This is a genomic window from Gemmobacter sp., assembly GCF_016792925.1.
Classification (GTDB): domain Bacteria; phylum Pseudomonadota; class Alphaproteobacteria; order Rhodobacterales; family Rhodobacteraceae; genus Gemmobacter.
The window spans coordinates 1-3,614 of the sequence record NZ_JAEULU010000279.1; the positions used below are offsets into that span (position 1 = coordinate 1).

Genomic DNA, 3,614 nt, shown 5'->3' on the forward strand with positions numbered 1-3,614 from the left:
ACCAGCCGGGCGCCGCTATTCACCGTCAGCGCGCCATCCACATTCACCTCGGGGCCGGGGCCATTGCCCGAAACCGTCAGCGTGCCGCTGGCAACCGTCACGCTGCCCACATCGGCGCCATTGCGCTCGATGGTCAGGTCATCGCCGATGGTGCTGGTGCCGGTGCTGGTCAGAGACCCCGCCACCGTCACATCCCCCGTCACATCGCCGCCTGCCAAGGTGGTCTGCGCGCCGACCGCATCGGTCACATCGCCATCCACCGTGCCACGGATCGTGGTCTCACCCGTCGCCCCGGTGCTGAGCGCCCCGGTCACCGTGCCATCCACCTCCACCGTGCCCGCATTGCTGACAGCGCCGGTCACCGTGCCGTCAATCGTGCCGGAACCATTGGCGGTGAGATCCACATCGCCAACCAGCGTGGCGCCGGTATTCACCGTCAGCGCGCCATCCACATTCACCTCGGGGCCGGGGCCATTGCCCGAAACCGTCAGCGTGCCGCTGGCAACCGTCACGCTGCCCGCATCGGCGCCGTTGCGCTCGATGGTCAGGTCATCGCCGATGGTGCTGGTGCCGGTGCTGGTTAGCGACCCCGCCACCGTCACATCCCCCGTCACATCGCCGCCCGCCAAGGTGGTCTGCGCGCCGACCGCATCGGTCACATCGCCATCCACCGTGCCACGGATCGTGGTATCCCCGGTTGCGGCGGTATGCAGCGCCTCGCCCGCATCCAGCACCAGCGTGGCGCCGTTGCCCAGCGTCAGACCGCCCGCATTGCTGACCCCCGCCACCCCGTCCAGCGCCGTGCCCAGATCGCCGTCGATCACCGTCGTGCTGCCGCCCAGCGTGGTCAGCTCGCCCGTGAGACTGCCGGTGATGGTCGCAGTGCCGCTGTTCGACACATCGCCTTCAATCCTGCCGGTGCTGTTCAGCGTGCCGCCGATATTGTTGGTGACAGTGCCGACGATCTCGTCGGTATTGGTCACGCTGCCGCTGTTGCTGATATTGGACTCCACAGAGCCATCATTGCTCAGCGTGCTGAACTCGGAGACCGAGACCGCCCCGGAAACCAACGTCCCGTTATCCCCCACCGTCAGCGTGCTGCCCGGCGCCGCGCCGCCATTATTCGCCAGCGTCACCCCGGACGCGCCAACCGTCAGAGTGCCATTCACCGTCAGATTGCCGCCGGTCGCAAGCGTCACGCTGCCCGCGACGGCATCGTTATCGCCAGCGCGCACCTCGGGGTCATTGGCGCTGCCCCCGATGGTGACATTGCCGGCAACGGTCGGCTCGGCATTGCCGCTCCAGTTGGGGTCATGGTCCCATCGCGTCGCATTGCCACCGCCCGCACCGCCGCTCCAGGTTTGCGCCAGCGCCGGGCTCGCCGCCAGCACCAGCACCAGCGCGGTGCTTTGCAGCAATCTTGCGGGTCGCAGGGCGCGGGCCGGGGTGGTCCGGGCGGAGAGAGAGGCAAAATCGGCAGCAATCGGAGCCATGGCACTGTCCTGTCAAAAAACTTCAAACGAAATGGTCGGCGCGCCGCCATTCCTTGCCTTTGCCGCAGCCTGCCTTGCGCCCCGTTGCGGCGCCTTGCGGGCACCACGGCCCTGCCAGCCCGCAAAGGGCAGATGGCAGACAAGCGAAAGCAGTGCCCCGGCATGAAGGCACAGCTTGCCGCGATAGTGCAAGGAGTCGTTAACTCTTCAACCCCGCACCGTCGCTTTCCACCGATTTTTTGGCGCCCAGCGGCAAAATTGCACTACCGGGAGGCGATCAGTCCCCGCCCGTCTCATCCCCATTTCAGCAGCAAATCCAGCAGACGCCGCCCCTTGGCCCCCAGCGGCGGCATCAACAGCCGCGCCGGGCTGAAGCGGTTTTCCAGCACCGGCATCAGATGGCTGAAGGCAGCAAAGCCCCAGGCCCCATGCGCCTGCCCCTGCCCCGACCGGCCCTTGCCGCCAAAGGGCAAACCGGCATGCGAGAATTGCAGCAGCGTCAGGTTCACCCCCACCGCCCCCGCTGCCACGGCGCGGCAGATGCGGTCGATCCTCGCCCGGTCGCGCTCGAACAGATACAGCGACAGCGGCACATCGGCCGCGCCCAGCCGCTCCAGCAGCGCCGCCTCTCCGGCCCAGGTCACCACCGGCAGAATCGGGCCAAAGATCTCCTCCCGCGTCAAGGCGCTGCCCTCGGGCATGCCCTCCAGAATCACCGCAGGCATCGCACAGCCCTCACCCGGCCCACCGGTGATCCGCCGCGCCCCCATCGCCTCGGCCTCGGCCAGCAGCGCCCGCAGCCGCCCGGCATGGCGCGGCGTGATGATCCGCGTGGCGCTGTCGCCCCGCGCATATTCGGCCTGCAAGGCGGCCAGAAACGGCGCCGCCACCGCCTCATGCACCAGCAGATGATCCGGCGCGATGCAGGTCTGCCCGGCATTGATCCGCTTGCCAAAGGCCACCCACCGCGCCGCTGCGGCCAGATCCGCCCCCGGCCCGATGATGCAGGGCGATTTGCCGCCCAGTTCCAGCGTGACCGAGGCAAGCGTCCGCGCCGCCGCCGCCATCACCACCTTGCCCACCTCCGGGCTGCCGGTGAAGAAAATATGGTCAAAGGGCAGCGCCAGCAGCCGCGTCGCCACATCGCGGTCGCCCTCCACCACCGCGACCAGATCGGGGTCAAAGGCCTCGGCCACGATCCGTGACACCATCGCCGCACTGGCCGGGGCCAGCTCTGACGGCTTCACCACCGCCGCACAGCCCGCCGCCAGGGCCGAGACCAGCGGCCCCAGTGCCAGCGAGACCGGGTAGTTCCACGGCGCCACGATCAGCGCCACGCCCTTGGCCTGCGGCACCAGCCGCGCCCGCGTGCCAAGGCCCGCCAGCCCGCCCCAGACCCGCCGGGGCCGCATCCAGCGCCGCAACTGGCGCCGCGCCTGCCCGATTTCCTGCATCAGGGGCAGCACCTCGACCAGCAGCGATTCTCCCGCGGGCCGCCCCAGATCCTGCGCGATGGCGTCACAAATCTCGCCCTGCCGGGCCCGGATGACAGCCTCCAACCGCGCCAGCGCCGCCCGCCGCTCCGGCAGCCCAAAGCGCAAACGCCGCTCTGCCACACCCGCCTTTTGACGCTCAAACACCTGTTCCAGCTGCATTTTCCACCTCATGACCCGGCACGAGCCTAGCAGAGCGCGCGCCCTGCGGGCAAAAACGTCGCGTCAGCTTTTCTGCCCCCGCCCCGCGCTGTTTTACAAAACTGTCACACAAATCTTGCATGACCGTCACATCCGACCGCTACCCCCTCGCTCCAAGGGCAACCGCCCGAGGATCAAGGGCAACCGCCCGACCGGACACCAGATGGAGCAACCCATGTCTGCCATGAAGATCACCGTTTCCGCCATTGCCATGGTCGCTGCCGCGACCACCGGCGCGATGGCCCGCGACAATATCCAGGTCGCCGGCTCCTCCACCGTGCTGCCCTATGCCACCATCGTGGCCGAGGCCTTTGGCGAAAACTTCGACTTCCCGACCCCGGTGGTCGAGGGTGGCGGTTCGGGCGCTGGCCGCAAGAAACTGTGCGAAGGCGTGGGCGAAACCACCATCGACATCGCCAACTCCTCC

Annotated in this window: 2 protein-coding genes and 1 pseudogene; 1 reads left to right on the forward strand and 2 read right to left on the reverse strand. The window is 68.3% G+C overall.

From position 1 onward, the window contains the following. Together JNN06_RS13400 and JNN06_RS13405 are read right to left on the reverse strand one after the other, a co-directional pair. Positions 1-1,493, reverse strand: a pseudogene (locus JNN06_RS13400) (hypothetical protein); the annotation flags it as partial. A gap of 293 nt (positions 1,494-1,786) precedes the next feature. Next, positions 1,787-3,148 carry an aldehyde dehydrogenase family protein gene (locus JNN06_RS13405; RefSeq protein WP_291240096.1) on the reverse strand — a complete coding sequence of 454 codons (1,362 nt, stop codon included), beginning with the start codon at positions 3,146-3,148 and terminating at the stop codon, positions 1,787-1,789. Between the two features lie 214 nt (positions 3,149-3,362). Between JNN06_RS13405 and JNN06_RS13410 the strand changes: the two genes are divergently transcribed. Continuing rightward, a partial coding sequence (locus JNN06_RS13410) for a substrate-binding domain-containing protein (protein WP_291240097.1) occupies positions 3,363-3,614 on the forward strand: 252 nt, incomplete at its 3' end.

Coding starts and splice junctions, on each gene's coding strand:
- JNN06_RS13405 (WP_291240096.1), bottom strand. CDS start 3,148: ATGCAGCTGGAACAGGTGTTTGAGCGTCAAAAGGCGGGTGTGGCAGAG.